General features: G+C 68.7%; 20 protein-coding genes. 4 read left to right on the forward strand and 16 right to left on the reverse strand.

Annotated features, from left to right (window positions below; all coding sequences use genetic code 11):
• Window positions 1-8 precede the first annotated feature (8 nt).
• The 9 genes from RIC54_RS13065 to RIC54_RS13105 form a co-directional block, all read right to left on the reverse strand.
• On the reverse strand, window positions 9-1,409 hold the full coding sequence (locus tag RIC54_RS13065; RefSeq protein ID WP_350090852.1) for a murein hydrolase activator EnvC family protein: 1,401 nt from the start codon (window positions 1,407-1,409) through the stop codon (window positions 9-11).
• Window positions 1,387-2,961, reverse strand: a complete 1,575-nt coding sequence (gene gpmI / locus RIC54_RS13070) for a 2,3-bisphosphoglycerate-independent phosphoglycerate mutase (protein ID WP_350091109.1) — start codon at window positions 2,959-2,961, stop codon at window positions 1,387-1,389. Before gpmI ends, RIC54_RS13065 begins: the two co-directional genes overlap by 23 nt.
• A 66-nt stretch (window positions 2,962-3,027) precedes the next feature.
• Window positions 3,028-3,819, reverse strand: a complete 792-nt coding sequence (gene phnE, locus RIC54_RS13075; RefSeq protein WP_350090855.1) for a phosphonate ABC transporter, permease protein PhnE — start codon at window positions 3,817-3,819, stop codon at window positions 3,028-3,030.
• A gap of 5 nt (window positions 3,820-3,824) precedes the next feature.
• Complete coding sequence (locus tag RIC54_RS13080; protein WP_350090858.1) at window positions 3,825-4,628, reverse strand: phosphonate ABC transporter ATP-binding protein; 804 nt, start codon at window positions 4,626-4,628, stop codon at window positions 3,825-3,827.
• Window positions 4,628-5,503: a PhnD/SsuA/transferrin family substrate-binding protein gene (locus tag RIC54_RS13085; RefSeq protein ID WP_350090861.1), complete on the reverse strand. Its 876-nt coding sequence runs from the start codon at window positions 5,501-5,503 to the stop codon at window positions 4,628-4,630. Before RIC54_RS13085 ends, RIC54_RS13080 begins: the two co-directional genes overlap by 1 nt.
• A 68-nt stretch (window positions 5,504-5,571) precedes the next feature.
• Window positions 5,572-6,471 carry a UPF0280 family protein gene (locus RIC54_RS13090; RefSeq protein ID WP_350090864.1) on the reverse strand — a complete coding sequence of 300 codons (900 nt, stop codon included), beginning with the start codon at window positions 6,469-6,471 and terminating at the stop codon, window positions 5,572-5,574.
• Window positions 6,468-7,964 (reverse strand): 6-hydroxynicotinate reductase, encoded by a 1,497-nt coding sequence (locus RIC54_RS13095; protein WP_350090867.1) that lies wholly within the window; start codon window positions 7,962-7,964, stop codon window positions 6,468-6,470. Before RIC54_RS13095 ends, RIC54_RS13090 begins: the two co-directional genes overlap by 4 nt.
• The gene (locus RIC54_RS13100; protein ID WP_350090870.1) at window positions 7,961-10,726 is read right to left on the reverse strand and encodes a molybdopterin-dependent oxidoreductase; all 2,766 of its coding nucleotides are present in this window, start codon (window positions 10,724-10,726) and stop codon (window positions 7,961-7,963) included. The genes RIC54_RS13095 and RIC54_RS13100 overlap by 4 nt, the downstream gene beginning before the upstream one ends.
• Window positions 10,727-10,738: 12 nt before the next feature.
• On the reverse strand, window positions 10,739-11,584 hold the full coding sequence (locus RIC54_RS13105) for an FAD binding domain-containing protein (RefSeq protein WP_350090873.1): 846 nt from the start codon (window positions 11,582-11,584) through the stop codon (window positions 10,739-10,741).
• A gap of 171 nt (window positions 11,585-11,755) precedes the next feature.
• Between RIC54_RS13105 and RIC54_RS13110 the strand changes: the two genes are divergently transcribed.
• The 4 genes from RIC54_RS13110 to RIC54_RS13125 all read left to right on the forward strand — a co-directional run bounded on the left by RIC54_RS13110 (window position 11,756) and on the right by RIC54_RS13125 (window position 15,711).
• Window positions 11,756-12,466, forward strand: a complete 711-nt coding sequence (locus RIC54_RS13110; RefSeq protein WP_350090876.1) for a DUF1194 domain-containing protein — start codon at window positions 11,756-11,758, stop codon at window positions 12,464-12,466.
• Window positions 12,463-13,224, forward strand: a complete 762-nt coding sequence (locus RIC54_RS13115; protein ID WP_350151089.1) for a DUF1194 domain-containing protein — start codon at window positions 12,463-12,465, stop codon at window positions 13,222-13,224. Before RIC54_RS13110 ends, RIC54_RS13115 begins: the two co-directional genes overlap by 4 nt.
• A gap of 3 nt (window positions 13,225-13,227) precedes the next feature.
• Window positions 13,228-13,911 (forward strand): DUF1194 domain-containing protein, encoded by a 684-nt coding sequence (locus tag RIC54_RS13120; RefSeq protein ID WP_350090882.1) that lies wholly within the window; start codon window positions 13,228-13,230, stop codon window positions 13,909-13,911.
• A 141-nt stretch (window positions 13,912-14,052) separates the two neighbouring features.
• On the forward strand, window positions 14,053-15,711 hold the full coding sequence (locus RIC54_RS13125) for a peptidoglycan-binding domain-containing protein (protein ID WP_350090885.1): 1,659 nt from the start codon (window positions 14,053-14,055) through the stop codon (window positions 15,709-15,711).
• A 21-nt stretch (window positions 15,712-15,732) separates the two neighbouring features.
• On the opposite strand, the gene RIC54_RS13130 is transcribed toward RIC54_RS13125, so the two are convergent.
• The 7 genes from RIC54_RS13130 to RIC54_RS13160 form a co-directional block, all read right to left on the reverse strand.
• The gene (locus tag RIC54_RS13130) at window positions 15,733-16,620 is read right to left on the reverse strand and encodes a TauD/TfdA dioxygenase family protein (RefSeq protein WP_350090888.1); all 888 of its coding nucleotides are present in this window, start codon (window positions 16,618-16,620) and stop codon (window positions 15,733-15,735) included.
• A gap of 223 nt (window positions 16,621-16,843) precedes the next feature.
• Window positions 16,844-17,509 (reverse strand): amino acid ABC transporter permease, encoded by a 666-nt coding sequence (locus RIC54_RS13135; protein ID WP_350090891.1) that lies wholly within the window; start codon window positions 17,507-17,509, stop codon window positions 16,844-16,846.
• Between the two features lie 9 nt (window positions 17,510-17,518).
• Complete coding sequence (locus RIC54_RS13140) at window positions 17,519-18,202, reverse strand: amino acid ABC transporter permease (RefSeq protein WP_350090894.1); 684 nt, start codon at window positions 18,200-18,202, stop codon at window positions 17,519-17,521.
• 7 nt (window positions 18,203-18,209) lie between these two features.
• Entirely contained in the window at window positions 18,210-18,953 is a 744-nt protein-coding gene (locus RIC54_RS13145; RefSeq protein WP_350090897.1) for an amino acid ABC transporter ATP-binding protein, read from the reverse strand.
• Window positions 18,954-19,035: 82 nt separating this feature from the next.
• A complete protein-coding gene (locus RIC54_RS13150) occupies window positions 19,036-19,866 on the reverse strand; it encodes a transporter substrate-binding domain-containing protein (protein WP_350090901.1) in 831 nt (276 codons plus the stop codon).
• Window positions 19,867-20,074: 208 nt separating this feature from the next.
• Window positions 20,075-21,271, reverse strand: coding sequence for a GGDEF domain-containing protein (locus RIC54_RS13155; RefSeq protein ID WP_350090904.1), 1,197 nt, complete (start codon window positions 21,269-21,271; stop codon window positions 20,075-20,077).
• A complete protein-coding gene (locus tag RIC54_RS13160) occupies window positions 21,268-22,788 on the reverse strand; it encodes a cobyric acid synthase (protein ID WP_350090907.1) in 1,521 nt (506 codons plus the stop codon). The genes RIC54_RS13155 and RIC54_RS13160 overlap by 4 nt, the downstream gene beginning before the upstream one ends.
• Window positions 22,789-22,839 lie beyond the last annotated feature (51 nt).

The following is a 22,839-nucleotide window of genomic DNA, read 5'->3' on the forward strand; positions in this document are numbered from 1 at the left end:
CAGCGTGGTCATCCTTTGGCCTTTCCGGTCAGTCCCGCGATCCACGGTAGCGGGTCAATCGGGTCACCATTGTGGCGAAGCTCCACATACAGCTCGGGACTTTCGGCGCCGCTTCCAGCTTGCTGCGACCGCATCGTTCCCACCGGCTCGCCGGCAAGCACGCGTTGGCCGACCTGCAGGTCGATCCGTCCGAGCCCAGCCAGCAGGGTATGATATCCCTCGCCGTGTTCAATGATCAAAATGAGCCCAAAGCCCTCGAAAGTCCCGGCATAGATCACGGTTCCGTCGTACGGCGCCACCACGGTCGCGGTACTGCGGGTACCGATCACCAGGCCGCGATTGCGCAGGCCTTCGGGATCTCGCTGGCCGAACCGGCGGACGATTGCTCCGGTGGCCGGGCGGATCAACTGCCCCTTGGCAGTTCCGATCGGAGGGGCCGATGGCAGCATTGCCTGAAGCGCAGCCTTGCCGGGGCTCGGCGCGGGCCGAACCGCGTCGGCGGCTTGCGAGGGGAGTGACGGTGCCGGGCGGGCTTCAGGCAGCGGAACAACGATGGGCTTGGGAGGCTCTCCCGAGGTTTCCGGGGCGACCGGCTGTGGCGGCCGGACAAGGGCTGCAAGACGCTGCTGCTCGGCGCGCTCGCGCACCCGCTGGGCGTCCAGCCGGTCCATCAACTCGCGCAGCGATCGGGCGGAATCGCCCAGGGACTGCAGACGTTCGGCCGTGCTGGCGGCGCGGTTCTCGGTGCTGGCGAGCAGGCGCTGCTTGTCATCGGCCAGTGCCGCCAGGCGTGTGCGTTGGTTTTCCATGGCGGTTGTTGCGGCATCGAGCCGCGCCCGCTGACTGCGGATATCCGCCTCGACGGCCGCCAGCGATGCCAGTTCCGCCTTCAGCCGTTCTGCTTCGGCATTGATCTGCGGGATTGCGGCTTCCAGGAGGATGCCCGTGCGGACCGTCTCCAGTGGCGAACGCTGCATCAGCAGCAGGGTCTCCGGAGGCCGCCGCGCCAGCCGCTGCAACGCGCCGACGAGCCGTCCGAGCTCAATCTCGCGGCTGGCCAGCACCGCGCGCTTGTCGCCCGCCTCGTGGCGCAGCACCGACAGCGTCGCTTCGACCTCGGCCACGGTTTCCTCGGTCCGCTGATGGCGCGAGGCGGCTTCAGCCATCTCGGCACGCAGCCGGTTGATCTCGCGGCCGAGATCGGCAGCCAGCCGGTCGAGTTGCGCCTTGGTCGAGCGCCCCCCGGCCAGGTCCGCCTCGATGCGCTTCAACTCGCTCGAAGCGCGCTCCGGGTCGAGCGTGGTTTGGGCCGCCGAAGGGGCGTGGGCAAGCAGAATACCGCCGGCAAACGCGACCGACAGCGCGAGCGCGAAGACGCGGGTGCCGCTATTGGGCAGCGTGATCGTCACGAACGGCCTTGTCAGCGGTCACCGGCATCGGCGTGCCGCTCATGGCCGCGGGCGGCGCTATGCCCATCAGGGTCAGCAGGGTCGGAGCGACGTCCGCCAGCTTGCCGGTCCGCAGGCCGATAACCTCCGACGGAGCACCGACGAGCACGGTCGGCACCAGGTTGACGGTGTGGGCGGTGTGCGGGCCGCCGGTTCCCGGATCCACCATAACCTCGCAGTTGCCGTGGTCGGCGGTCAGGAACATCACACCGCCGACGTCCTCCAGTGCCTCGACGACCCGGCCGACGCACGTGTCGACGGTCTCCACCGCCTTGATCGCGGCCGGCAGGCTGCCGGTGTGGCCGACCATGTCCGGATTGGCGAAGTTGGCGACGATCAGGTCGTAGGCACCGGACCGGATGGCGGTGACCAGCTTGTCGCAGACTTCAGGTGCCGACATTTCCGGCTTCAGGTCGTAGGTCCGGACCTTCGGCGACGGCACCATGATGCGGTCTTCGCCCTCGAACACCGCCTCGCGCCCGCCGTTCAGGAAGAACGTCACGTGCGGATACTTCTCGGTCTCGGCGATTCGCAGTTGGGTGCGGCCCGCCTTGGCGACCACCTCGCCCAGGGTGTCGACCAGATCCTGGGGCGGGAAGATCGTCGCCATCCGCTCGGCGAGAGCGGTTGAGTACTCCACCATCCCGGCGGCGATGGCGAGTTGCGGTACCCGTGGCCGGACGAACCCGTCGAAGGCGGGGTCGAGCAAGGCGGTCAGGATCTCGCGCGCCCGGTCGGCCCGGAAGTTGGCCATCACGATGCCATCGCCGTCGCGGATCGGCGTGCCTGCGCCGATCACGGTCGGGGTGATGAATTCGTCGGTTTCGTCGCGGGCATAGGCCGCTTCGACCGCGGCAATCGCATCGTCGGCGCGGTGCGGGGCTTCGGCCAGGGTGATCGCCTGCCAGGCCGCCTCGATCCGTTCCCAGCGCTTGTCACGGTCCATGGCGTGGAACCGGCCGGTCACGCTGGCGATCGTCGCGACGCCCCGGAGGTCCTTGACGAAATCGGCCATCTGGCCGGCAGCGCTCTTCGGCGGACAGTCACGGCCGTCGGTGAAGGCATGGACCACCACCGGCACACCGTTGCCGGCAATGGTGCGGGCGAGGGCCGCGACCTGGCGCTGGTGGCTGTGCACGCCGCCGGTCGAGACCAGGCCCATCAGGTGGCATGTGCCGCCGCTGGCCTTCAGCGCGCCGACGATCTCGGCAACTGCCGGCTGGCCCGCCATGCTGCCGTCGGCGATGGCGGCATCGATCCGGGGCAGGTCCTGATAGACCACCCGGCCGGCGCCCAGGTTCATGTGGCCGACCTCGGAGTTGCCCATCTGGCCCTTCGGCAGGCCGACATGCTCCTCGGACGCGTTCATCAGCCCGCTCGGCCAGCGCTTGCGCAGGGCGTCGAACACGGGCGTGTTGGCGAGCGCCACCGCGTTGTCCGCGGTGTCGGCTCGTTCGCCCCAGCCATCCATGATGCACAGCACCACCGGGCGGGGAGTTTTCGGGGTCGTCATCATGGCGCGGTTATACAGGACCACAGCCGGGACGTCATCGCCGCCGCGGTGCCGGAACGACGTCGGTCAGATGATGCGTGCGCGCAGCAGGCCGCCGATCTGCTCGACCACGATCACCAAGGCGAAAACCGCAAGGATGATGGTGGCGGCGAGGTCGTAGGAGAACAGATCCATCGCCACCTTCAACTCGATGCCGATCCCGCCCGCACCGACCAGGCCGAGGACGACCGACGACCGGGTGGCCTTCTCCAGGGCGAACAGGGCGGTGGCGATGAACGATGGCATGGCCTGCGGAACCACGGCCGAGAACACCACGCCGATCCGTCCGGCGCCGAGGGCGGTGAGCGCCTCGCGCGGACCGGGCTCGGTGTCCTCCATGGCCTCGGCGAAGAACCGGCCGCAGAACCCGACGCAGTCGACCGCGATCGCCAAGGTGCCGGCAATCGGACCGAGGCCGACCGCGATGACGAACAGCAGGGCCCAGACCAGGTCCGGCACGGTGCGGCAGAACGAGACGACGGCGCGGGCGGCCAGATAGACTGCCGGGTGCGGCGACAGCGACCGGGTGGCGAGGATCGCGAGCGGCAGGCTCAGGATCACCCCGATCGTGGTGCCGACCATGGCCATCTGGAAGGTCTCAAGGATCGATCGACCGATCTGCGGCAACCGGCTGAAGTCCGGCGGCATCATCTGGTCGACAATGCGCCCGATGTTCGGCAGCCCCTCGATCAGTTGCAACGGCGAGAATCCGACGGCCGTGAAGGCGTGGAACAGGACCGCGGCGACCACGAACCACGCCAGGAAGGCGAGCGGTGTAGGCCGGTCCAGGCGGGGTGGAGAAGCGTGCGGTGTTGCCATGACCGTCAGTCGTAGACGAAGCCGAGCGCGTCTGGGTCCAGCGTGCTGGGTGGCGCGTCGAGCACGATTCGCCCGTCCTTCAGCGCGACCACTCGGTCGGCGTACGCCAGGGCGTGCTCCAGGTTGTGCGAGGTGAACACCAGCGTCAGGCCCTCCTCGCGGATCAACTGGACGAACAGTCCCATGACGTCTTCGCCGGCTGACGGGTCCGGGCTGGCGACCGGTTCGTCGGCCATCACCAACGCCGGGCGCTGCATCAAGGCACGGGCGATGGCGACCCGCTGCGACTGGCCGCCGGACAACCGGTCGGCGCGTTGCAGGGCAAGATCGGCGAGGCCGACCCGGTCGAGGCAATGCATCGCCGCAGCGCGTTCCCTGGCCGGTGCCAGCGATTGCAGCCAGCACAACGGCCCGCGGCGGTACGCCTGGGCGCCATGCACCACGTTGGACAGGGCCGACAGCCGCCCGACCAGATTGTGACGCTGGAAGACGAAGCCGACCCGCGCTCTCAGCGCGCGAAGCCGGTCGCGACCGAGCGCGCCGACGTCGGCGCCGAGCAGGCCGATCTGGCCGGCATCGGGTTCGATCAGCCGCAGGCAGCAGCGCAGCAGCGTCGATTTGCCCGCGCCGTTGGCTCCGATCAGGGCGACGGCCTGGCCGCGCGGCACCGTCAGGTCGACGCCGCGCAGAACCCGGCGGGCGGCGAAACTCTTGGTCAGCCCGTTGACCGTCAGGTCATGCAGCGCACCAACCGCCGCCGGAGTGCCGACGACGGTTGACGGGATTGCGCGCGAGAGCGCGGTTGTCATCAGTTGCCGACGAAGCTGTCGAAGGCGGTGACGCCGATGGTGCGGTACATTGATCGGACATAGTCATAGTCCGCGTCAACCACCTTCGGCAGGAACACGCCGCCGGTGTACTTCTTGACGTCGTCGGCACCTTCCAGCACCGCCGCCATCATCTCCTTGCCGTGGTCGGTGAAGGCGGTACGGACCGTGGCCACGGCGGCGTCCGGTACGTGCGGGCCGGCGACCAGGATGTCGTTCGGCAGGTCCCGACCGCGGGCGATCACCCGGAAGCCGTGATCCGGGAAGGCTTTGCGGATTTTCTGCAGGTGGGTGAAGTTCATGCCGACAGCGGCGATGTCGCCACGGATCATGCCTTCGACCGCGACGTTGCGGCTGATGTTCATTGATTGGTAGTCGCGGCCGGGCATCAGGCCCAGGTCGGCCAGAGCCTGAGCCGGACCGAGATGGGTCGAGGTCGAGCCGACGTCGCCGAACGCGACCTTCCTGCCCTTCAGGTCCCCGACGGTCTGGTAGGCGCTGTCGGCCATCACGACGACCTGCGCGAAGTAGTCCGGGCGCTGCCAGCCGATCACCGGTGCGGCGTTCGACTTGGAGCGGAACACCACGTACTCGGCGGGGCCGGTCAGCACGAAGTCGACCTGCTTGCTGTTCATGGCCTCGACCGCCGCGGTGCGGCTGCTGACCGGGAAGAACTTCACGTCGTAGCCGGTGGTCCTGGTCAGTGCCGCCTGGAACGGCGCGAACTCGCGCTGCAGGTTCTCCATCCCGGCGATGTCGGTAACCGCAAAGCGGATGGTTTCGGCAGCACTGGCCGCCGCCGCCGAGAGCCCGATGGCAACGGCCAGCGCGCCACCCAGGATGCGGGACATCGTCATGTGGTGTCTCCCCATGGAACACGGTTCCGACCGAGAGCCGGTCGATGCCGCAGGATGCGCATGGGGCGTTACGGATCGGTGACGCTGGCGTGAATGTTCGGCAGCGTTTCGGTGGCGATGGAAAGACGCGCCGGATCGATGCCGACGACCCCCCAACCAGCGCGCAGGGCAAGCGCGCAGGCGTGGATCAGCCCGGCCGCCCGCATACGCTCGGCCTCACGGGCGCCGGCCTCAAGGGCGCAGGCGATCTCGACGTCGGTCAGCGGCCCGACGTTCAGCACCACCAGCCGGTCGCCGAGGTCGCTGTCCGGGTCCTCGGCACTGGCCGGACCGCGCCGGATCGCCGGGTGGTTCGGCAGGTCGACGGCGTTGGCGATCAGGGTGGCGGCGACGTCGGCCTGGGCGGCGGTCGCGGCCAGCACCGTTGCGGCGTCGGCAATGCCGAGAGAGAACGAACGCCCGCCGCGCCCGCTGGTGGCAACGCCGCGCACCGGATCGTCGAACCGGATCGTCGCGGTTCCGGCCAGCGCCGGATCGTCGAGGTCGGGCACCAGGCCGAGCTCAAACGTAGTGCCGGGGGTGAGGTGGAAGGCGATGTCGCCTCCGTCGTTGACCCATGCCTTGGCGAGATCCGGCGCCGCGGCGACCATGCCGGCGAGCACATGGTCGGCGACCGCGCCGGCGACGGCGGCCATCGGGGTGACGAACACGCGGCGGTGCGGGTGGACGGCTTCGACCATGCGGCGCGCGACCGGGCCGTGCACGACGGCAGGCTGGTTCCCGGCGGGTCGACGCAGTGCCGGCAGTTCGGCGGCGAGCCCGGCCAGCAATCCGTCGAAGGCGTGGATTGCGCTGGCATAGGCACGCTGCACCGCATCAGGCGGGCCGTCGGCACCGATCACCAGATCGATCGGCCCTTCCTGAACATGCAGCCGCCCGTTGGGCAGCCGGGCGGCGGTGCCGGTCACGGCCGGCGCTTCGCGTCCCCCGGCGGGTCGTAGGGCCAGGGGTTGTCGGCCCGTCCACGCTCGCGCCGCAGCTCCGGGTGCCGGGCCAGCACCGCATCCAGTTCCCGAATCGATTCCATGTGGCCGCCAAGCTGCTCATAGGCGGCGCGCGGCAGGGTGAACTCGATCGGCGCGACCAGGGCCGGGGTCGGCACATAGCCGAAGGCGTTGGCCGGCAGGCGGGTAACGTCGGCCATCAGGGTGATGCCGCCGCCAGGCCAGACATAGGCCGGCGCTCCGCCACAGGTCACGCGGGTGATCATGTCCTGCACCGAGCGGGTCAGCCGAACCGGATTCTCGGTCACGCCGGCGCGCAGGCTGCCGCCGGCGCCACCCATGAACAGCACGGTGCACAGTGCCGGCTCGCAGTTCTCGCCGATCCGGTCGACCACCGCCTGCAACGCCGCCGGCATCGGCATCGGCACCGGCCGTAGAGCCTCGTCCAGCTCGAAATAGGCGGAGTCCTCGCCGGTGGTGGAGACCATCAGCACCCGCTCGCCCGGCCAGGCGGTCTTGGTGTCGATCCGGTCGATGATTGCCAGCGGGTCGGTGACGTCGGTGCCGCCCCAGCCGGAGCCGGGATCGGCGACCTGGAAATACCGGCCAGGGGTGGATTTGCGCCCGCGCACCCGGATGCCGCCCGGCCGCATGTCGAGGAAGCGGCCGGCCTGATGCTCGCTCAACACCCCCGTGATGTGGTCGTCGACCACGATCACCTCGTCGGCGTGGCCGATCCACTGCTTGGCGAAGATGCCGATGGTGGCCGACCCGCAGCCGACCCGCATGCGCTCCTCGCGTTCGCCGTCGACCACCGGCGCCTTGCCGGCCTGCACGGTGACGGTGGACCCGCCGTCGATGGTCAGGTCGACCGCCTCGCCGTTGCATAGCGCCAGCAGGGTGGCGCAGGTCACCGTGCCTTCGCGCTTGGATCCGCCGGTCAGGTGGCGCACTCCGCCGAGCGACAGCATCTGCGAGCCGTACTCGGCAGTGGTGACATGGCCAACCGGCTCGCCGTCCACCCGGATCGCCGCCTGCTCGGGGCCGAGATGGCGGTCGGTGTCGATCTTCACCTTGGCGCCGCAGTAGCTGAAGATGCCCTCGGTCACCACGGTCACGGTATCGACGCCCTGCCACTCGGTGGCGACGATGAAGGGGGCCGGCTTGTAGTCGGGGTAGGTGGTGCCGGAGCCGATGCCGGTGACGAACACCGGCGGTGCGGCCACCAGCTTGCCGTCCCAATCGGGGGCGGCGTCGAGGAACGGCACCAACTCGCCGTCTCGCTCGGCGGCACGCTCGGTCACCACCAGCGGGTCGAGACGGACCAACTCGCCGTCGCGGTTGGCGTAGCGGTCACAGGCCCCGGCCTTGCCGCGGCGGATCCGGCACAGCACCGGGCAGGCATCGCAACGCACGATGTCGCCGGTATTGGAGTCAGCCGTCAGTGCCTCGCTCATTCCGCAGCCCTCGCCTGTGCCCTCAGCGCCGCTCGGACCCGGTGCGGCAGGGCCGGTACGCGGGTGATCTCAACCCCGGTGGCATGGCGGATCGCGCCCAGGATGGCGGGTGCGGTCGGCACCAGGGCCGGCTCGCCAATGCCCTTGGCGCCATAGGGGCCGAGCGGCTCTGGATCCTCGACCAGGATGCAGGTTATCTCCGGCATGTCCCCGAAGGTCGGGATCAGGTAGTCGTGCAGGTTCTCGGTCCGGCCGGGCAGATACTCCTCCATCAGCGCAAGCCCCAGGCCCTGGGCGATGCCACCGTGGATCTGGCCCTCGACCAGGGTCGGATTGATGGCGCGCCCGACATCGTGGGCGGCCACCATCTTCAGGACCTTGGTGGTTCCGAGTTCAACGTCGACCTGGACCAGTGCGATCTGGGCGGCAAAGGCGTAGGTGGCGTAGGGCGTGCCCTGGCCGTCGGCATCGAGCGGCTCGGTCGGCGGATCGAAGGTGCCGGTGCCGACCAGGGCGTCGCCCTCGCCGTCGACGGGTAGATCGGAGAGTTCGATCGCTCGGACCCGACCATCGTGCCGGACGATCACGCGGCCGTCTTCGAAGCTCAAGGCCGCGTCGTCACCGGCATTGGCCAGCCGAAGCAACTGGACACGCAAGTCGCGACCGGCCAGTTCCGACGCCTTTCCGGACACGAAGGTTTGGCGCGACGCCGATGTCTTGCCGGCGTCGGCGGTGCGGTCGGTATCGCCGCACACCTGGGCGATCCGTGCCAGCGGCGCGCCAAGCGCGTCGGCGGCGATCTGCGCCATGATGGTGTGGCTGCCCTGGCCGATGTCGAGGGCGCCGTTGTACAGCACCAGCGAGCCATCGGGCTTCAGGCCGAGCCGCATGATCGACGGGTTACTCATCGAGGTGTTGCCACAGCCGTACCACATGCAGCCGATACCGGCGCCGACGCGCAATGTTCCGCCGCGTGCGTTCGCCGTGGCGCAGGTGTCCAGGTAGTCCTGCCAATGTGGTCGCAAGGCCTCCAGGCAGGCGACGAGGCCTACCGACGCCTCGATGCGCTGGCCGGTGGCCGTGACGTCGCCGGCGCGCAGGGCGTTGGTCAGGCGGAACTCCAGCCGGTCGAGGCCGAGGCGGTCCGCCATTCGATCCATCAGCGCTTCGCCGGCGATCGCCGCCTGCGGCACCCCGAAGCCGCGGAACGCGCCCGCAGGCGGCCCGTCGGTGTAGACCGCCGCGCTGGTCGCCAGCACGGCCGGCACCCGGTAGGGGCCGGGTGCGTGCACCGGCACCCGGCCGGCCACCGTCGGTCCCCAGGAGGCGTAGGCGCCGGTGTCGAAGTCGCCGTTGAACCGGTAGCCCAGGATCCGGCCGGTCCGGTCGGCGGCCAGGCCCGCCTGCATCCGCGCCGGGTGACGCTTGGTCGAGGACGCCAGACTCTCCGGCCGGGTCCACAGCGCAGCGACCGGCCGGCCGAGCGTCCAGGCCGCGACCGCCAGCGGCAGCTGGACCGACTGGTCGAGCTTGCCACCGAACCCGCCGCCGACCGCCGACGGCATGATCCGCACCCGCTCCGGCGCGATACCGAGGACATGGGCGACTTCGTCGCGGTCCATGTAGGGAGTCTGGGTGGTGACCCTCAATTCGATCCGTCGGTTGCCGCCGGGTTCGCCAACCGGGCGTGCCCAGCCGGCTTCCGGCTCAATGTAGGCGTGCTCGACGAAGGGGGTTTCAAACTCGTCCTCGACCACCACGTCGGCGCCGGCGAACACCGCGTCGATGTTGCCGGTCGCAACACGGCCACGGATCAGAACGTTTCCGGGCGAGGCATCGTGCAGTTGCGTCGATCCGCTGGCCAGTGCGGCCTCGATGCCCACCACCGCGTCCCGCGGGTTCCAGGTGATCGGAAACCCACCGAGGTCGACGCTCTCGAATGCGGCCCGATTCTCGACCACGACGGCCGCTACCGCCTCGCCGCGGTAGCGCACGAAGGATTCCGCAAACACCGGCTGGTCCTTGAGCGTCGGGTAGATGCCGAAGCTGTTGTTGCCGGATACGTCCCTGGCAGTCAGCACCGCGACCACGCCCGGGGTGGCGGCAGCCCAACGGTCGATGTCACCCAAGGCGAAATCGGCCAGCGGATGCGGCGAGCGCAGCACCTTCAGCCACAGCGCGCCACCGGGATGCTGGTCGTCGGCATACAACGCGCTGCCGTCGAGCCGGCCGGTTCCGTCAAGCCGGGCGACCCGCGCGCCGACGGCTGCTCCGGCGTCGGGCATCGCCGGATCGGGCGCGTTGGAGGCGACGTCGAGCACGGCTTCGACGATCATCTGGTAGCCGGTGCAGCGGCACAGCACGCCACCCAGCGCGTCCATTGCCTGCTGCCGGTTCGGTTGCATCTCGCGGGCCAGCAGGTCGGCGGCGGCCATCAGCATGCCCGGCGTACAGATTCCGCACTGCGCGGCGCCGTGCCGTTGGAACGCACGCTGCAGCGCGGATAGCCGACCGTCCGGATCGGCCAATCCCTCGACAGTGACGATCGACGTACCGTCGACCTGGGCGGCTGGTACCAGGCAGGCGCAAACCTGCGCGCCATCGAGCAGGACGGTACAGGCGCCGCAATCCCCGGCGTCACAGCCGATCTTGGTTCCGGTCAGGCCGAGATCATCGCGCAGGACCCGGGCCAGCCGGCGGGCCGGATCGACCGTCGCCGTCCGCTCGGTTCCGTTAATGGTCAGAGCGATGGTCACGGTCATCGCGTCCCTCCCTCAGGCCGCCGCGAGATCGGCAAGGCAGCGTCGGACCAGGACCGATGCGGCATCCCGCCGGTATCCGGCGTCGGCCCGCACGTCGTCGATCGGTGCCAGGCCGGCAAGATGACCATCGTCGACCGAGGCCGCGGCCTCGGCAAGGGGACGGCCGACCAGCGCGGCTTCCAGTTCGCGAAGCCGAAGGGCCGCGGCGGAGCAGGCACCGACCGCCAGTCGAGCCGAGGCGACGGTGCCGTCGGCAGCCTTGGTCAATGTGCCCGCGACCATCACGATCGAGATGACCAGATAGCGCCGGGCGCCGAGCTTCAGGAAGCGGCCGGCCCCGTCCAGTGCTGCCGGCGGGATCCGGATCGCGGTCAGCAGCTCGTCCGGTCGCCGGGCGGTGCGACGGTTGCCGAGCACGAAGCCGTCGAGCGGCAGGCAGCGGACTCCGTCGAGCGAGGTCAACTCAACCTCGGCGTCCAGCGACAGCAGGGGCGGAACCCCGTCTGCGGCGGGCGAGGCGTTGCAAAGGTTGCCGCCGACCGTCCCGCGGTTCTGGATCTGTACGCCGCCGACCTCGCGGGCGGCCGCCTTCAGCCCGTCGCAGGCGGTCGGCAGGTTGGCCGCGATCACCGCGCTCCAGGTGGTACAGGCACCGATCGCAAGGCCGCCATTGGAGGTCCGGTGGATGCCGCGCAGTTCCGGCAGGGCGGTGATATCGAGGATCGCCTCATTGGGGGAATGGGTGACGCGGGCCGGGAAATGGTCGGTTCCGCCGGCCAGCACGGTGCATGGACCGTCGCGCAGGGCTGCCAGCGCATCGTGCAGTCGGGTCGGTCGCGTGTACGCACCCACGGCCATCGTCCTCGGCCAAGTCATTCGTATGCATACGAGTGTGAACACACGCTCGTGAGGGGTCAAGCGGGCACACTGGATTTAACCACGGGCTGGTGCAAGGCTGTCATCATGGCGGGTCGATCCAGCTTCCCCTGGCTTCTCAGGGCCGTGATACTGGCCTTGTTGAACGGGGGTATGACGACTTCCGTCGCCGCCGATGTTCCCGTCGACCTTGAGCTGATCCTGGCGATCGATTCCTCAGACAGCGTCAACGGCGGCGAGTACGCGTTGCAGGTCGGTGGGCTGGCCCAGGCGTTTCGCGACCCCGAGGTGCATCGGGCGATCCGGGGCGGAATGCTCGGATCGATCGTCGTTGCAGTGATCGAATGGTCGGGCCGGTACCAGCAGATCGTGCAGATCCCATGGACGCGGCTGGACGGTCCGGCGGCCGCCTTGGCCTTCGCCGACGAGATTGCCGGTCTGCGGCGCGCCTTCGACGAAGGGGTGACATCGATCTCCGGTGCTCTGGATTTCGCAACCGCCCAGTTCGACGGCAACGGTTTCGTCGCGGCGCGCCGTGTGATCGACATCTCGTCCGACGGTGTCCAGAACCAGGGCCGGCGTATCGACCTGGCGCGGGAGGCGACCCTGGCGCGCGACGTTACGATCAACGCCCTGGTAATCCTGAACGAGATGCCGGATCTGGAGGAATATTTCGGCGAGCGGGTGATCGGTGGGTTCGGTGCCTTCGTCATGGCGGCGAACGACTACCCAGACTATCCCGAGGCGATCCGGCGCAAACTGTTGCGCGAGATCGGCCAGACGCCGGTCAGTGTGCTCGATGACGGTCGGGTCCAGCAGGCATGGTTGCCGGTCGCTGCCGGCCATCGTGCGGCGCGGCCATGACTGTCCGCCGCAGGGCGTTGGCGGCCGTCGCCGCCATGATCACGTCGCTTATAGCAACCACACCCGCTGGGGCCACGGACACCGAGGTCGATCTGGCCCTGGTTCTCGCCCTGGACTCGTCCGCCAGCGTCGACGCCGACGAGTTCGCCCTGCAGCGTGGCGGGTTGGCCGCTGCGTTCCGGGACCGTGAAGTCGTCGAGGCGATCGCCGCCGGACCGCTGCGGCGCATCGCCGTGACGGTCATGGAGTGGGCCGGGGCGGTCCAGCAGACCGTGTCGGTGGAGTGGGTGGTGGTCGCGGATTCGACCGGTGCGCTGACCCTGGCCGATCGAATCGACGCCCTGGAGCGGGCGATTCCGACCGGGGCCACGTCGATCGCAGGCGCGCTGGTTTTCGGCAATGCCCTGTTGCGCACCGCGCCGTTCGAGGCGACCCGCCGGGTTATCGACCTGTCCGGGGACGGCCGCAACAACCAGGGCCAGAACGTCGAGGATGTGCGCCGGCTGGTGGTGGCGCATGGGGTGACGATCAACGGGCTGGCGATCCTGAACGAGCATCCCACGCTGAACCATTATTTCCAGGACCGGGTCATTGGCGGTCCCGGCGCGTTCGTCGAGATCGCCGAGGACTACAGCGCCTATGTCGGCGCGATCCGCCGCAAGCTGATCCGCGAAATCCGCAGCCTGACGGTCAGCGATGCCATATTGCCGCCCGAAAGCCGGGTTCAACTGGTTGCCGCTTTGCCACCAGGGCCCTGAAACATGCGCTTGCGCCTGATTGCGTCGATCGTTGCTGTCGTGGCCGGATGGGGCCTCGATGCCCGCTCCGAGCCGGTCGACCTCGAGCTTGTGCTAGCCGTCGACTCCTCGGCGAGCGTCGACTACAGCGAGTTCAGTCTACAGTTGGAAGGGTTGGCACTGGCGTTCCGGGATCCGGAACTGGCGGCGACCATCGGCGCCGGCATCCACGGCGTCATCGCGGTCACGCTGATGGAGTGGTCGAGTATCGGTCGCCAGGAGGTGGCCCTGCCGTGGACGCGGATCGCCACCGCGGCGGACGCCAGCGCGTTCGCCGATGCCATCGATCGGTCGCCGCGTCAGTTGCAGACCGGCGCCACGTCGATCTCGTCGGCAATCGGCTTCGCCAATGGACTGTTCGCCGGCAACGGCTTCGAGGGGGTACGACGGGTCATCGATCTGTCTGGTGACGGATACAACAACCAGGGCGAGCCGCTGGACATAACCCGAGCGGCCGTATTGGCAACTGGCACCACCATCAACGCCCTGGCGATCGAGAACCAAGTGCTCGGGCTCACCGAGTACTTCGAACAACAGCTGATCGGCGGCGTCGCCGCGTTCGCCATGCGCGCCACCGATTATCGGGACTATCTCGGCCAGATCCGCCGCAAGCTGCTGCGCGAGATCCAGGCGCCACCGATGTCATAGTTCGGCGGCACAGAATTCGAGATGGCCGGGAACCTTCGGCCGCCGGCGCTGTTGGAGGGGCGAGGCCCGGAACGTCAGGGGCGAACCGCTGGTCGGAGGAAGACGTTTCGGGAACGGCACCATCGACCCGGAGCGCGCACCATGCGTCGCGTCAAACGGACGGATTTCAACCCGTCGAAGCCACCCAAGGAATGGGAGAACGGCTTCGCAACGATCGTCGGCGGTACGCCCGCAGGCACCGGTCATCGAGCGGCGGCCGAGACCGATGCAGTGCAGGGCTGGCCCGATAGTCTGCGGGAGCCGGACCAGAAAGACCGCCAGACCGAAAACCACCCGCAGTGGACCAGCCAATGGTCCGCCCACTGGACACCATTGGGCACCGGCCGCCCGGTGCCGAACGATCGGGTGTTCGAGGGATTTGACCGCGCCGCCGAGGCCATGGACTTCCCGCGCCGTCCGGCCGGCACTTCCGTCAAGCCGCCCGAGCGACGGAGCCGGCCGGCCGCGCGGCGTCGGCCGAGGCAACCCTTCCCCACCCGGCCGATGGTGGCAGCCGCGGCGATTGCCGGCGTGGCGGTGGCGTATTTCGTGGCCCCGGTTCACGTGGGACCGGACCCGAGGTCGGTGCCGACGTTGGAGTTGCGCACGTCACCGATTGCCGCGCCGGTCGACGGGCCGACGGCGCAGACCGGGCAAGCGGCAGCGTTGCTGGCGACCGCCGGACCGGTTCCGGAGATTGTCCCGCCCCGGCAATCGGCTGTCCCCCCGCTCGTGCTTGAGGAGACGATCGTGGCGCGCTCGCTTGACGTCGACGCGATTGAGCCCGCGATGCCGCCCGTAACCCGGCCTGGACAAGTCCCGGTGCCTGAGGTGATGGACGTGCCAGCGTCCACCCTGGCCGCCAAACCGGTGCCAGTGGCATCGAAGGGACTGCCGAGAGCGCCGCTGGCGGAAACGATCCTGGCGGAGAGTGTTGCCTCGTCCACGGCAGCCGACCAGGCTCTAGCACTTTCCGGCCCAGAGCCGGTCACTCGCCCGCCGGTTCTGGCGCTGATGCCCATTGGGGCGGAAGCTGCGCCCTTGAAACCCGCCTCGGTCCAGGTTGCGTCGTTGGAGCCGATGGCTCCGGCGCCTTCGGCGTCCCCCATCGTTCCGGGAAGCCTGGAGCCGCTCGATCCGGTCGAACACGCCGTGTTGCGGCCTGCAGCACCAACGGCGGTCGAAGCTGCGCTTCAGCGCCTGATCGGCCAGCCGCCAGCCGGAACCTGGACACCGGTTGTCGAGCAGGTGGCGATGGCCGGGCCGGAACAGGCCGTACGGCCGTCGCTGCAGTACATCACCGCCCGCGACGCCGATCCGGAGCAGCTGCTGGCATCAGTCACGCCGGAGGCACCGCCGGCTCGGAAGGTCTCGCGCGTCTCCGACCCGGCGCCGGCAGCACGCGCGCCCGCCGCGCCGCCTACCCCGAAGAGGTCGCCGCTGGTTGGCCGCGTCCAGAGCGCCCTGCTCGAGCGCGGGTTCGACCCCGGACCGGTGGATGGTATTCAGGGATCCCAGACCGTCGCGGCGGTCCGGGCCTACCAGCGCCACCGCGGCGTTACGGCGGACGGCGTCATCGACGCAGCCTTGCTGCGCAGCCTAAAGACGGCGCCCTCGACCCGTCCGCGCCGCGCCGATCCGAGCGACGGCCCGATGGACGGTATCGTCAACACCCTGGCTGACCTATTCGGAACCGAGGGAATTCCCATCTCGTCGGTGCAGGCGTTCGCGGGACGGAACGGGCCCGGCGAAGGTCGCTGACCGGGATCCTGTTCGACCGTCTCAGAGCGGCTGCTCGAGAGTCGGGGCGCAGTCGGCAACGGTGGTGCGGTGCATGTCGCGGGGCTGGGTGTGGTCGTAGCGCCGGGCGCGGTGCATGACCGCGCGGTTGTCCCACATCACCAGATCGTACTGCCGCCAGCGGTGCGCGTAGGTGTATTCGCGCTGCGTGGCGTGCTCGGTCAGGTCGCGGATGAACATCCGCGCCTCCGGGATCGGCCAGCCCTGGATCGCGCCGGCGTGCGAGGCCAGGAACAGCGAGAGCCGGCCGCTGCCCGGATGGCGGCGCACCATGCGCTGCGGCACCGGCGCCCATTTGGCCCGCTCCTCGTCGGTGAACTGGTCAAAGCCCAACGAGCCACGCGAATACAGCTGGCTGTGCTCCGCCACCAGCGGAATCAGGTCGGCCTGGGTCTTCGAGTCCAGGTCGTCCCAGGCGGCGCGCATGTCGGCGAACTCGGTGTTGCCGCCCTCTCCCGGGATCGTGCGGGCCGACAGCAGCGAGAACTTGGCCGGGGTCGCCTTGAACGAACTGTCGGTGTGCCAGAGCATGTTGCCGAGGCCGAACAACCGCCGCCGGTCGTCGCGCTGCAGGACCTGCCCGTTCTTGTCGAGGTTGGAGATGTCGTTGATGTCCATCGACAGCCGCCGGTCGCCTTGCGCGGCGATGTCGCCGGTGGCGGTCTCCATCGGCCCGAAATGGGTGGAGAAGGTGTACTGCTGGTCGTCGTTCACCCGCTGCTCGGGGAAGACCAGGACAGCGTAGCGGTTGATTGCCTCCTCGATCTCCTCGGCTACTGCCTTGGAAACTCCGGCGGCGATGTCGAGGCCGGTAACTTCGGCGACAAAGTCGTCGCGCCTCGGGTTGATCGGTCGGATCGAGAGAGCCATGGCGTTTCGTCCCTGGAGGATGTTTTCCGGAACGATAGCGCGTTCCCCGAGCCTTGTTCCACTGCGCGCCGGGAACGGCTGTGCTGCGTTGGTCGTACCCGATCCAACCGGATGGGCCGCGCTCACCGACGGTTCGTGAAACGGAGCTTCGTCGGCATGGCGGGGGTCTGACGTCGACGCGGTGATCGTCGGGGCCAACGGCTTCGCGCTGCGCATGAGTGACTTAACGCGCCACCCGGTGCTCCAGCCGGCTCAGCAGCCGCACGCAGGGCCACAGCAGGATCAGGTAGATGACCGCCGCCGCCACGATCGGCGACGGGTTGTAGGTCAGCGACCGCGCCATGTCGGCCGAGTAAAGCAGTTCCGGCAGGGCCACCACGCTGGCGATTGACGTCAGCTTGACCACCTCGACCGTGTTCGACACCAAGTCCGGCAGCACGTTCCGAACCGCCTGCGGGATCACGACGTAGACCAGGGTCTGCGTGGTGGTGAGGCCGGTGGAACGGGCGGCTTCCCACTGCCCCTTGCCGATGCTGTCGATGCCGGCGCGGTAGATCTCGCCGTAGTAAGAACCGGTGTTCAGCAGGAAGGCTATACACACCGCCACGAACGGCGACGGCCGGATGCCGATGAACGGCAAGCCGGCGTAGATGAAGATCAGCAGAACCAGCGGCGGCACCGCGCGGAAGAAGTCGACCAGGACGAACGCCGGCCAGCGGATGGCGCGGTGCTTGCTGAGGCAGACCAGTGCGATCAGCAACCCGCCGACCAGGCCGAGCGGCACCACGGCGAGGCACAGTTGCGCGGTCATGCCCAGTCCGCGCAGCAGCAGCGGCAGGGCCTGGCCGATGATCTCGACGTTCAGGAACTGGCTGATGAACATGTCCATGCCGCGCTCCTACGCCCGGCCCCAGGCGAACCGAGTCTCCAGCCAGCGTCCGAGCACGACCACCGGAACGAACAGCACGATGTAGGCGAGAGCGCCGAGCAGCAGCGGCGTCGCGTTGCCGGAAAAGCTCTGGGCCGTCTGGGCCTGCATCAGGATTTCCGGCACCCCGATCACCGCCCCGAGGGCGGTGTTCTTGGTGATCGCGATGGTGCGGTTGGTCAGCGGCGGGACCGTCATCCGCACGGCCTGCGGCAGGATCACGTGGGTCAGTGTCTGCAGGAACGTCAGGCCGGTTGAGCGCGCCGCCTCCCACTGGCCCTTACGGATCGACAGGATGCCGGACCAGAAGATCTCCTCGGCGAAGGCTGCCAGCACCAGCGACAGCACCAGCCACAGCACGGCGAAGCCGGAAAGGCGGATCCCGACACTCGGCAGCCCGAAATAGATGATCAGGATCAGCACCAGCGGCGGCAGCGCGCGCAGTACGTCGACGAACAGCACGATCAGGACGTTGATCGGACGCACCCTGAAGCTGCGCACCGCCGCCAGGAGCAGGCCCAGCGCGATGCCGGTCGCGACGACCGCCAGCGCCACCTCCACGGTGATGATCATGCCCCAAAGGATGTCGGGCAGGTACTTGTCGATGACGGCGCGGTTGAAGAACGCGTCAAGGAAGACGGTGGTGCTGTCCATCGCGTCGTCAGGCCGCGAAGTCGGCGAGGAAGCTTTGGGTGCGCGCGTGCTGCGGCGCGCCGAAGATCCGATCGGGCGGGCCCTGCTCGACGATCTGGCCGGCGTCCATGAACACCACGCGGTCGGCGGCGTCGCGGGCGAACCGCATCTCGTGGCTGACCACCACCATGGTCATGCCGTCGTGCCGCAGTTCGCGCATGACTGACAGCACGCTGCCGACCAACTCCGGATCGAGGGCCGAGGTCGGCTCGTCGAACAGCATGATCTTCGGCTCCAGTGCCATGGCGCGGGCGATCGCCACGCGCTGCTGCTGGCCGCCGGAGAGCTGCGCCGGATACGCGGAGGATTTGTCGGCCAGGTCGACCCGCGCCAATGCGGCTGCGCCGATCGCCCGAGCCTCCTCGCGGCCTTTCCCCAGGGCCTTTCGCAGCGCCAGGGTGACGTTCGCCAGCACCGTCATGTGCGGGTACAGGTTGAACGACTGGAACACCATCCCGATGCGCTGCCGCATGGCGTTGATGTCGGTCTTCGGGTCGAGCAGTTCCACGCCGTCGACGCGTATCGACCCTTCGTTGGGCTCCTCCAGGCGATTGCAGCAGCGCAGCAAGGTGCTCTTGCCGGAGCCGGATGGGCCGATGACGAAGACAAGCTCCTGCGCCCGCACCGTCAGGTCGATGCCGCGCAGTACCTCGAGGGTGCCGAAGCTCTTGCGCAGACCGGTGACTTCAAGAATTGCAGCGGATTCGGGCACGGTTGGCCTCCGGGTGCCGGAATGCACAAGTCCGATGGGATGAGGGGCGGCTCCGACCGGAGCCGCCCGTCAAGCCGTGGGGTCAGTCGCAGCTCGGCGTGTGCTCGGTCGGATCGTACCCGGTCGTGCCGGGAACGCCGTAGCCTGGATAGACGGTGACCGCGGCGGAACCGGCGGCCGGCTTGATGCCGAACCACTTCTCGTGCATCGCCGCCATGGTGCCGTCGAGCTTCATGCACTCGATGGCGTTCTCCACCAGCTTGCGCATCTCGGCGTTGTCCTTGCGGATCGGGGCCGCCCAGACCAGGCCGGTGGAATGGAGGTAGGACAGCTTGATCTGCGGGTTCTTCTTCACCGCCCAGGCCGAAACCGTGTTGCCGGCCACATTGGCGTAGGCGCGCCCGGACAGCACCGCCTGCACCGCGTCGGTGTTGGTGCCGAAGGTCTCGACCGTCCAGCCGATCTTGTCGGTGAGGCCGCGCACCCAGCTGTCATAGGCCGATCCACGGTTGACGGCGATCACCTTGCCCTTCAGCTCGGCGAGGTCCTTGATGTCGGGCGTGGAGGCCAGAATGACGAACTGGAAATCGGTGTTCAGGTAGCCCTCGGTGAACAGCAGGTTCTCCGCGCGCTCCTTGGTCACGGTCGTCGGGGCGGCGACGAAGTCATAGGTGCCGGCCTGCAGGCCCGGAAGCAGCCCCGAGAACTGGGTCGCCTCGATGGTCACGCCGCGCTTGCTGCGTTTGCCGATCTCGTTGGCGAGGTCGATGTTGAAGCCCTCCACGCCGCCGCTAAGCGTCGGCATGGCGTGCGGCGCGAAGGTGCCGTCGACGCCGGTCTTCAGCGGCGCCTGCGCCAACGCCGTGCCGGCCGTCAGCAGGAAGGCGCCGAGTGTTGCGGTCAGTCTGTTCATGGTCAGTCCCCCAGTTGGAAACGTGTGCCGACCTCCCCGGAGATATCTGGCTGTGACGCGTTGGTCCGCGCTCTGTCGCAATGAAGTACCGGTTCGGCCCCAGGACGGGATCCGGTCGGGCCGTGTTCGCGGAGGCTGGCACGATTCGCCGCCGGTTTCCAAGCGCATACGATGACAGCGCGTACAAGAAGGTGGAGCCCGGGGGCGGTCAGGAAGCGATGCGTTCCTGTGGCTCGCTGATCGAAACCCGGTCCCGGCCGCTCTGCTTGGCGTCGTAGAGGGCTGCGTCCACCCGTCGCAGCCAGTCCTCGGCAGTCTCGTCGGCCAGGATCCGGCCCACCCCGATACTGACCGTCATGGTCTTGATGGCGGTGAAGCCATGTCCGGCGACAGCGTTCCGGATGGTCCGCGCCAGCATGGCGGCTTCGTTGCGGTCGGTTGCGGGCATCAGGATGATGAACTCCTCCCCGCCCCAGCGGCAGAGGATGTCGCGTTCCCGAACGTGCCGGCCGAGCAGATCGGTCAACTCGCGCAGCACCGCGTCGCCGGTGTGGTGGCCGAACCGGTCGTTCACCCGCTTGAAGTGGTCGGCATCGATCGCCAGAAGCGAGAGCGGCAATCCGTCGCGCTGCGAGCGGGCGATCTCGACCTCGATCATGTCCTCGAAGTGGCGCCGGTTCCAAAGGCCGGTCAGGCTGTCGGTTCGGGCGAGCGTCTCGATGTCCTGCCGGGCCTTGCGCAGTTCGGCCTCCAGGCGCTCCCCGGTCTGCATCAGCAGGGAGTAGGTACCGACGACGTCGAAGACAATCACCAGGAGCAGAGCCAGCCGGATCTTGGGATTGCTCTCGAGTGCCATGACCGGCCCCGGCTGGGCGCTGAGCCAGGCGTGATGCAGGTTGTTCGCAACCAGCACCAGCAGGACCGCCGACAGCACCAGGAAGGAGAGACTGCGGCGGATCGCCGGCACCCGAAGCGGCTCAAGGGCGCAACGGGCCAGCAGGACCGCCTGAGTCAGCGAATAGATCACGACCCGGCTGTCCAGGTCGGGCTCGACGCCGGCGAAGTATCCCTGTGCCGCGACGGCGACGGCGACCAGCGCATAGTTCGCGAGGTCAGGCGCCCGGCCGGGGTAGAGCGAGTGGAAGCGGGCGACGCCACTGAACAGCAGCGCGGAGGACGTCAGCAGGAGCGCGTTGGTCAGAATGACGGCCAGGGCCGACGGATCCGACCCGCGAACCGCAAACACCAGCGCACCGGCGATCAGGCAAAGCTGCCAGAGCACCCAGTGCCCGAAGCCTGCGTACACCTGGCGGGTGAAGTAGACCAGAATGAGGATCGCGCTCACCGACGTGAACACTGCCGCCGTGACGACGGCCAAGGTTCGAACGTCGAGGGTGTCGATCACGGCACTGCCTTCCGAGCCTTGGCGACGGCTGTCGGCTGGGCGAGCACTGGCCGTGCCGCGGCCAGCAGGGCCTCGGTGTCGAGATGCGTCGCCAGATGGTCGGCCAATCGGTCGAGCGTTGTGTCCACCGTCGCGTCGAAGTTGAGATCCATATCCTCGTTCGCGCCCAGTGTGCGCAGGTACGACCGACGGAAGCCGTCGGCGGTGAACAGTCCGTGCATGTAGCAGCCGGAAACCCTGCCGTCGGCAGAGGTCGCTCCGTCCTTGGTGCCGTCGGGCAGGCGCAGGACCGGACGGCCGCAGTCCGGGCCGTCGGTACGGCCGATGTGGATCTCGTAGCCCTCGACCGTCTCGCCGGATGCGATGTGCCGCGCCGTGGTACGGGTCAGGGTCTTGCTGGGCGTCAGAGTCGTCGTGACGTCCAGCAGGCCGAGCCCATCGACCTCACCGGCCGGACCCTCGATGCCCTCGGGGTCTCGGATCAACCGTCCGAGCATCTGATAGCCGCCGCACAGTCCCAGCACCCGTCCGCCGCGCCGAAGATGGGCGGACAGATCGACATCCCATCCCTGGGCGCGCAGGAAGGCCAGATCGCCGATCGTCGATTTGGATCCGGGCAGCAGCACCAGATCGGCGTTGCCGGGAAGCGGCTGCCCCGGTTGGATGATCCGCAGGTCCACCGACGGCTCGGCACCCAGCGGATCCAGGTCGTCGAAATTGGCTATGCGCGCCAGCTTTGGCACGGCGATCACCACGGTGGCGCCGGGCTTGGCGGTGCGCGCCGGCCGGTCGAGAGCGACCGCGTCCTCGGCAGGCAGCCGGGCCGCATCGGCAAACCACGGCACCACGCCGAAGCTCGGCCAGGCGGTGCGATCGGTGATGGCCGCCAAGCCGTCGTCGAACAGCGAAGCGTCGCCGCGGAACCGGTTGATCAGGTACCCGACCACCCGTGCCCGGTCGGCCTGCTCCAGCACGGCATGGGTTCCGACCAGGGCCGCGATCACTCCGCCGCGGTCGATGTCGCCGACCAGGACGACCGGCACGCCGGCGGCATGGGCGAACCCCATGTTGGCAATGTCGCCCTCGCGCAGGTTGATCTCGGCGGGACTGCCGGCACCTTCGATCAGCAGCAGGTCGGCGTCGGCGGCCAGGCGGGAGAAGCTTTCCAGGACGGCGGCCAGCAAGGTCGGCTTCAGCGTCTGGTATTCGCGGGCACGGGCGTGGCCGACCCGTTTGCCGTGTATGACGATCTGGGCACCGGTGTCGGTCTCCGGTTTCAGCAGGATCGGGTTGAGGTCGACCGTCGCGTCAATGCCGGCGGCCCGGGCCTGAAGCGCCTGGGCTCGCCCGATCTCACCGCCGTCGACCGTAACGGCGGCGTTGTTCGACATGTTCTGCGGCTTGAACGGTCGGACCGCCAGGCCGCGGCGGGCGAACAGGCGGCACAAGCCAGCGACGATCAGCGACTTGCCGACGTCGGAACCGGTGCCTTGGAACATGATCGCGCGAGCCGCCATGGGTCGGACTTAGCGCAGGTGCGTACCGTTGGGAACGGGGTCCGTTCAGAT

The sequence above is a fragment of the Thalassobaculum sp. genome (assembly GCF_040219215.1).
Lineage (GTDB): Bacteria > Pseudomonadota > Alphaproteobacteria > Thalassobaculales > Thalassobaculaceae > Thalassobaculum_A.

Coding starts and splice junctions, on each gene's coding strand:
- gpmI (WP_350091109.1), bottom strand. CDS start 2,961: ATGACGACCCCGAAAACTCCCCGCCCGGTGGTGCTGTGCATCATGGAT.
- RIC54_RS13095 (WP_350090867.1), bottom strand. CDS start 7,964: ATGAGCGAGGCACTGACGGCTGACTCCAATACCGGCGACATCGTGCGT.
- RIC54_RS13135 (WP_350090891.1), bottom strand. CDS start 17,509: ATGGACATGTTCATCAGCCAGTTCCTGAACGTCGAGATCATCGGCCAG.
- RIC54_RS13150 (WP_350090901.1), bottom strand. CDS start 19,866: ATGAACAGACTGACCGCAACACTCGGCGCCTTCCTGCTGACGGCCGGC.
- RIC54_RS13105 (WP_350090873.1), bottom strand. CDS start 11,584: ATGGCCGTGGGTGCGTACACGCGACCGACCCGACTGCACGATGCGCTG.
- RIC54_RS13100 (WP_350090870.1), bottom strand. CDS start 10,726: ATGACCGTGACCATCGCTCTGACCATTAACGGAACCGAGCGGACGGCG.
- RIC54_RS13130 (WP_350090888.1), bottom strand. CDS start 16,620: ATGGCTCTCTCGATCCGACCGATCAACCCGAGGCGCGACGACTTTGTC.
- RIC54_RS13115 (WP_350151089.1), top strand. CDS start 12,463: ATGACTGTCCGCCGCAGGGCGTTGGCGGCCGTCGCCGCCATGATCACG.
- RIC54_RS13120 (WP_350090882.1), top strand. CDS start 13,228: ATGCGCTTGCGCCTGATTGCGTCGATCGTTGCTGTCGTGGCCGGATGG.
- RIC54_RS13140 (WP_350090894.1), bottom strand. CDS start 18,202: ATGGACAGCACCACCGTCTTCCTTGACGCGTTCTTCAACCGCGCCGTC.
- RIC54_RS13085 (WP_350090861.1), bottom strand. CDS start 5,503: ATGACGATGTCCCGCATCCTGGGTGGCGCGCTGGCCGTTGCCATCGGG.
- RIC54_RS13125 (WP_350090885.1), top strand. CDS start 14,053: ATGCGTCGCGTCAAACGGACGGATTTCAACCCGTCGAAGCCACCCAAG.
- RIC54_RS13080 (WP_350090858.1), bottom strand. CDS start 4,628: ATGACAACCGCGCTCTCGCGCGCAATCCCGTCAACCGTCGTCGGCACT.
- RIC54_RS13110 (WP_350090876.1), top strand. CDS start 11,756: ATGACGACTTCCGTCGCCGCCGATGTTCCCGTCGACCTTGAGCTGATC.
- RIC54_RS13160 (WP_350090907.1), bottom strand. CDS start 22,788: ATGGCGGCTCGCGCGATCATGTTCCAAGGCACCGGTTCCGACGTCGGC.
- phnE (WP_350090855.1), bottom strand. CDS start 3,819: ATGGCAACACCGCACGCTTCTCCACCCCGCCTGGACCGGCCTACACCG.